Origin of the sequence: Amycolatopsis sp. NPDC051371, assembly GCF_040682155.1 — a bacterium.
In the GTDB taxonomy this organism is placed as follows: domain Bacteria; phylum Actinomycetota; class Actinomycetes; order Mycobacteriales; family Pseudonocardiaceae; genus Amycolatopsis.
In genome coordinates this window covers 1-2,575 of the sequence record NZ_JBFBAG010000114.1, presented here as the reverse complement: position 1 = coordinate 2,575, position 2,575 = coordinate 1, and the positions used below count along the sequence as shown (strand labels likewise).

Sequence of the window (2,575 nt, the reverse complement as noted above, 5' to 3'; positions counted from 1 at the left end):
GTGAGTGAGAAACAGTGTTCTAATCCTGTTTCTCACTCACGACCTCTTGCCGCGGGAGACCGGCTCAGCCCGAGTCGCGCTTGCCCATCAGGGAGAACGCCACCACCAGAGCCACCGCGACCCACGTCAGCAGCGTCCCGCCACCCGTCAGCGGACCGAGGTACGTCGCCGAGTCCGTCTTCAGCTGGGCCGTGCTCAGCTGCTCCGCCGCCGAGGCCGGGAAGTACGCCAGGATGTCGCGCTGGACCCACGCCGGCAGCAGTGCGCCGAGGATCGCCGGGGCGAAGATGAAGCCGATCGCCGTGGCGATCGCGCCCGCCGCGCTGCGCATCATCACGCCGAATGACAGGGCCAGCAGCGCGAACGCCGCGAACTCCGCGCCCCAGCCGAGCAGGCTGCGCAGCACGCCCGGGCCGCCGAGGCCCAGCGTCGGGATGGCCGGGTTGATGCCGAGCACGATCTGGCCGATGAAGAACGCCGCGGCCGCGAACAGGGTGCCGAGCACGAACGCCAGCAGCCCGACGACCACGGCCTTCGAAATGAGGACCCGGCCGCGGTGCGGGGTGATGGCCAGGGTGAGGCGCATCATCCCGGTCGAGTACTCACCGGACACGGCGAGCACGCCGAGCACCGAAATGAGGATCAGGCCGAGGTTCATCCCGACCATGCTGGTGCCGGCCGAGTCGAAGTCCGCCGTCTGGCCGGCGGGCAGGTTCTTGTAGTCCTGCTCGGTCAGGAAGCTGAACAGCACCGAGAACCCGACGCTGACGACGGCCGCGGCGATGACGACGACCCAGGTCGACCGGACCGACTTGAGCTTGGTCCACTCCGCGGCGAGCGTGTTGCCGATGCCGGGCGAGGTCTTCGTTTCCGGCAGTGAAGCCGTTGCGGTGGTCACGTTATTCAGTCCCTTCCGACGCGAGCGCCCGCACCGTCTCGAGTACCTTCTCCTCCGCCGGCGGCCCGCCGTTGTGCGAGCGGTACTGCACGCTGTCCTTGGTGAGGTCCATGAACGCGGCCTCGAGGCTCGCGCGGACCGGCGTGAGCTCGTGCAGCCCGAGCCGGCGCTCCAGCGCGAGGTCGCCGATCTCCGGCGCGTCCAGGCCGACGACGTTGAGCGAGCCGTCGTCCAGCTTCGTCACCTTGCCGCCTGCCCGTTCGAGGGCTTCGGCGAGCTCGGCGACCTGCGGCGAGACCACGTGGACGTGGCTGCGCGCGCTGCGCTGGGTGAAATCGGCGATCGGCATGTCGGCGATGAGCTCGCCGCGGCCGATCACGATGACGTGCGCGGCGGTCTCTTCCATCTCGTTCATCAGGTGGCTGGACACGAAGACCGTCCGCCCCTCGGCGGCGAGGTCCTGCATCAGGGTCCTGATCCAGTAGATGCCCTCGGGGTCGAGGCCGTTGACCGGCTCGTCGAACAGCAGCGTCGGCGGGTCGCCCAGCAGGGCGGTCGCGATGCCGAGCCGCTGGTACATGCCCAGCGAGAAGTTGCCGACCTTCTTGCCCGCGACCTCGGTGAGGCCGACGGTGTCGAGCACCTCGTCGACCCGCTTGCGCGGGATGCCGCCGGCCTGCGCCACCCACTGCAGGTGCCGGTACGCCGTGCGCGCGCCGTGGACGGCCTTCGCGTCGAGCAGCGCCCCGACCTCCCGCATCGGCGCGGGCAGGTCCCGGTAGGCCTTGCCGTTGACCGTGACCGAGCCGCCGCTGGGGGCGTCCAGGCCGAGGATCATCCGCATCGTGGTCGACTTGCCGGCCCCGTTGGGCCCCAGGAAACCGGTCACGACGCCAGGCTTGATGTCGAACGACAGGCCGTTGACGGCCGTCGTGTCCCCGTATCGCTTCGTCAGATCTCGTGCTGTGATCAAGCGCCTGCTCCGTATTCGTTCCTGTGTGCCTGAGGACAAGTCAACCGGCTGCCACCGCCGCCGGGCTACTGCACAAGGTCGCTTGTCTCCACAACCAAAGTTGCAACCCCCGTACCTGCGTGATCTTCCCAGCACCCTGGGCGACCGGCAACTCGGGAACGTCAACTTTCGATGGTCGGAAGACGACTTTCGAGGACTCACAACGCTGATCACCGTGTGCTTGAATCGATCACAGGAAGAATTCGACGACCACCGTTCACGAGGAGTTTCCGATGGCCAAAGAACAAGGCGGCCGCCCGTTCGTTTCCCTCGTCATGGGACTGATTCTCGTCGCGGGCGGGATCGCGATCATCATCAACGCGGGAGAGCACACCATCGGCGTGATCGGCGGTGGCGTCACCATCGTCGTGGGGCTGCTGTTCTTCGTCCGCAGCGCCACTTCCCGCAAGACGACCGCGGCGGGGCGCCGTCGGTTCTTCATATCCTGAAAGCACTTCCGGCGGAGCTGAGGCGGCCGTCCTGGTGTCCCGGTCGGGGGGACACCAGGACGGCCGCTTCCGTTCGTGCACCGCGGCCCGCGCCGGCGGCACCGCAAAGGTCTTGAATGACTCATTCAAGACCTCCGACCTGGATCCACCGATGTGTTTTGTGGTGATCTTGAGGCCGGGTTGTTGATCTTGTGGTGGGTGGTGGGCGTGCGTGAT

Annotated in this window: 3 protein-coding genes; 1 reads left to right on the top strand and 2 read right to left on the bottom strand. The window is 67.5% G+C overall.

Translation table 11 applies throughout. From position 1 onward, the window contains the following. Positions 1-64 precede the first annotated feature (64 nt). Both AB0M59_RS53510 and AB0M59_RS53505 read right to left on the bottom strand, forming a co-directional pair. Positions 65-898, bottom strand: a complete 834-nt coding sequence (locus tag AB0M59_RS53510) for an ABC transporter permease (protein ID WP_364632138.1) — start codon at positions 896-898, stop codon at positions 65-67. A 1-nt stretch (position 899) separates the two neighbouring features. Then, positions 900-1,871 carry an ATP-binding cassette domain-containing protein gene (locus AB0M59_RS53505; RefSeq protein ID WP_364632135.1) on the bottom strand — a complete coding sequence of 324 codons (972 nt, stop codon included), beginning with the start codon at positions 1,869-1,871 and terminating at the stop codon, positions 900-902. Positions 1,872-2,143: 272 nt separating this feature from the next. On the opposite strand from AB0M59_RS53505, the gene AB0M59_RS53500 reads away from it, so the two are divergent. After that, entirely contained in the window at positions 2,144-2,359 is a 216-nt protein-coding gene (locus tag AB0M59_RS53500; RefSeq protein WP_364632132.1) for a hypothetical protein, read from the top strand. The last annotated feature ends 216 nt before the right edge of the window (positions 2,360-2,575 follow it).

Coding starts and splice junctions, on each gene's coding strand:
- AB0M59_RS53500 (WP_364632132.1), top strand. CDS start 2,144: ATGGCCAAAGAACAAGGCGGCCGCCCGTTCGTTTCCCTCGTCATGGGA.